We start from the raw sequence: 3,701 nt of genomic DNA on the forward strand, positions 1-3,701 counted from the left end.
GATCACGCCGAGAGCGTTGCGGCTGTCGTTGCGCGGCTGGATGCAGGCAGTGCGATCCCGTCGCAGCTCGTGTTCGACCATCTGTCTGATCCGGCTGAACCAGCAGGCCCCGTGCTTGCGGCGACGCATGCGACGGCGGAGCGTGGCCTTGCCGAGCTGCAGGGGATTTTTGGCGAAGCGCGTCTGAACGAGACGCCGGTCGCGTGGCTGACGCGTGGCGCGGTGGCGACGGGTCCGGATGAGGGCGCAAGCGGACTGACGCGTGCGCCGCTGTGGGGCCTGGTGCGCAGCGCACGGGCGGAGCATCCCGATCGCCGGCTGCAGCTCGTGGACGTCGATGTCGTGCTTGCAGATGCATCGCTACTGGCGAAGCTGACGTCGACGACGTCGGAGCCGGAGCTTGCGCTGCGCCATGGTGCGGTGCTGGCACCCAGGCTGGCGCGCACTGGCGCGGGTGCGGGCACACTTCAGGCACCAGTGGCCGCGCCGGATTACCGCGTTGTGGTCACCGACCCCGGCCGGCTCGACGGCGTGAGCCTGGTGGCCGCAGGCGAGCTGTCGGAGCCGCTGGCATCCGGTGATGTCCGGGTCTGCGTACGCGCGGCCGGCATGAACTTCCGCGACGTGCTGATCACGCTGGGGCAGATTGCCTCGCCCGGCATCGGGTTCGAGTTTGCCGGCGTGGTGGAGGCGGTCGGCGCGGACGTGACGTCGGTTGCGGTTGGCGATCGCGTATTTGGCTGTGGGCGCGGCTGTTTTGGCACACGCGCGGTCACAGTGGCCGAACAGCTTGCAAGAATCCCTGCGGGGATGTCGTTCGAGGCGGCGGCGACGATCCCGCTGGCCTATCTGACGGCGCTGTATGCGCTGCAGGAGCTCGGGCATATCAGGTCCGGGGATCGGGTTCTGGTGCATGCGGCAGCCGGTGGCGTCGGCATGGCAGCGGTGCAGCTGTGCCGGCATTTTGGCGCGGAGGTCTATGGCACGGCGAGCCCGGGTAAATGGCCGGTGCTGGAACGGATGGGACTGGACGGACGGCATGTCGCCAACTCGCGCGATCTAAGCTTCGAGACCCAGTTCCGGTCGGCGACCAAAGGCGAGGGCGTCGATGTCGTCCTCAATGCGCTGACAGGCGAGTTCGTCGATGCCTCGCTGCGGCTTTTGCCGCGGGGCGGCCGCTTCCTGGAGATGGGGATCGCTGATGGGCGTGACGGTGCTGCGATCGCCGCAAAATACCGTGGCGTGAGCTACCATGCGTTCGTGCTGCCGACGGATCGGATGCCGGCGCTGCTGACGCAGATCATGGGCCTGTTCGCGGCCGGTGTGCTGGAGCCGTTGCCCTATGTTGCCTACGACATCAGGCAGATGCCGGCAGCGCTGCGGCAGATGGCGCAGGGGCGCCATGTCGGCAAGCAGGTGGTGCAATTGCCGCGGCGTCTTGAAGCCGGCGGCACGGTGCTGATCACGGGCGGTGCGGGCGAGCTCGGCCGCGAGGTCGCGCGGCACCTTGTGACTGAGCATGGTGTGCGTCATCTCTTGCTGACGTCGCGTCGCGGCATGGCCGCGCCTGGCGCATCTGAACTGGTGGCGGAGCTGCAAACACTGGGTGCACAGACGGTTGAGCTGGTGAGTTGCGACGTCGGAGATCGTGATGCGGTTGGCGCGGTCCTCAGCACCATCTCGCCGGAACGTCCGTTGACGGGCGTGTTCCATCTGGCAGCTTTGCTGGACGACGGCATCGTGCCGGCGCTCAACGTCGAGCGGCTGGAGCGTGTGCTGCGGCCCAAACTCGATGGCGCCTGGCACCTGCATGAGCTGACGGCGGACAAGGATCTTGCCGCGTTCGTGCTGTTCTCGTCGGTGGCAGCGCTTGGCAGTCCGGGCCAGGCGAACTACGCGGCGGCGAACGTGTTTTTGGATGCGCTTGCGGCGGAGCGGCGACATCGTGGACTGGCCGGGCAGAGCCTGCTGTGGGGGCTGTGGGAGCAGCGCGGCGTCGGCATGACGGCGCATCTGGGCCGGGCCGAGCTGATGCGGATGCGGCGTCAAGGCGTGCAGGCGCTGTCGCTGGAGCTGGGCCTCGCGCTGCTGGATGCGGCACAGGCGCAGCCCGAGGCCATGCTGGTCCCGATCCATCTGGATGTCGGCGCGATGCAGCGCCAGCTCAGTGACGACGTGCCGGCGCTGTATCGCGGCCTGGTGCGCAGCGGCTTGCGGCGGGCCTCAACCGCATCGAGCGGCGACACCAACAGTCTGCGGTCGCGGCTGGCGGCGCTGGCCAGCGAAGGCGAGCGGCTGGCCGCACTGGTGGAGCTGGCACAGGAGGAGATTGCGGCGGTGCTGGCGCTGCCCGGGGCCGCCTCGGTGCCTGCGGACCAGCCGCTGAAGGATCTCGGGCTGGACTCGCTGATGGCGGTCGAGCTGCGCAACCGCCTGTCGGGACGGGTCGGCGCCAAGCTGCCGACCACGCTCGCCTTCGATTATCCGACCGCGCGCGCCATGTCGCGCCTGCTGCTCGAGAAGCTCGAGCTCGCTCGTGCCCCTGTTCGACAGGAGAAGCGGCAAGTGGTTACCGCATCGGCGTCGGAGCCGATCGCGATTGTCGGGATGAGCTGCCGCACACCCGGAGGCCCGGCGAGTCCGGAGAGCTATTGGTCATTGCTGGAGCGCGGCGGCGACGGCGTTGGCCCGCTGCCGGGCCGCTGGAGCCGTGATCTGCTGCGGCGCCTGGAGGAGATCACGGGCGGGCTGTCGCAGCAAGGCGGCTTTATCGATGGGGTTGCAGATTTTGACGCATCTTTCTTCGGCATCGCGCCGCGCGAGGCGGTGGAGATGGATCCGCAGCAGCGTCTGATCCTGGAAGCGGTGTGGGAGGCGCTGGAGCGCGCGGGGATCCGACCCGAGGGGCTGAGCGAGAGCCGGACCGGGGTGTATCTCGGCTCGATGGCTGGCGACTATGGTACGCATTCGCTCGAGGCGATGACGATGTGGACGGCGACCGGCACGACGTCGAGCGTGCTGGCGGGCCGCGTCTCCTACGTGCTGGGCCTCGAGGGTCCGGCGATGACGGTCGATACGGCCTGCTCGTCATCGCTGACCGCGCTGCATCTGGCGTGCGCGGCGCTGCGGCAAAGCGAGTGCGATTTGGCGCTGGCGGGCGGCGTGACGGTGATGTCGACGCCCTCGACGTTTGTGGCGCTGGGGCCTGATAACGGCATGGCGCCGGATGGTCGCTGCAAGGCGTTCTCAGCAGGCGCCAATGGCGCGGGCTGGAGCGAAGGCTGCGGCGTGCTGGTGCTGAAGCGGCAGTCGGATGCGGAGCGGGACGGCGACGAGATCCTGGCGCTGATCCGGGGTTCGGCCGTGAACCAGGACGGTCGGAGCCAGGGCCTGACGGCGCCGAACGGTCCGAGCCAGCAGCGGGTGATCCGCGCGGCGCTGTCGGCGAGCGGGGTGAGCCCCGACGAGATCGACGTCGTCGAGGCACACGGGACCGGGACCAGTCTTGGTGATCCCATCGAGGCCGGGGCCTTGGCCGCGGTGTTCGGGCCGACGCGGCGCGCGGATCGTCCGCTGTGGCTGGGCTCGTCGAAGTCGAACCTCGGGCACACGCAGGCAGCGGCCGGCGTTCTCGGCGTGATGAAGATGGTGCTGGCGCTCAAGCACGAGGTTCTGCCGAAGACGCTGCATGCGGAACATCC

General features: G+C 68.9%; 1 protein-coding gene. It reads left to right on the forward strand.

Annotated elements, in window-relative coordinates:
• Nucleotides 1-3,701, forward strand: a 3,701-nt coding sequence (locus UB31_RS24300) for an SDR family NAD(P)-dependent oxidoreductase (RefSeq protein ID WP_156175533.1), incomplete at both ends; no start/stop codon positions are given.

This window comes from Bradyrhizobium sp. LTSP849 (assembly GCF_000938255.1).
Taxonomy (GTDB): Bacteria; Pseudomonadota; Alphaproteobacteria; order Rhizobiales; family Xanthobacteraceae; genus Bradyrhizobium.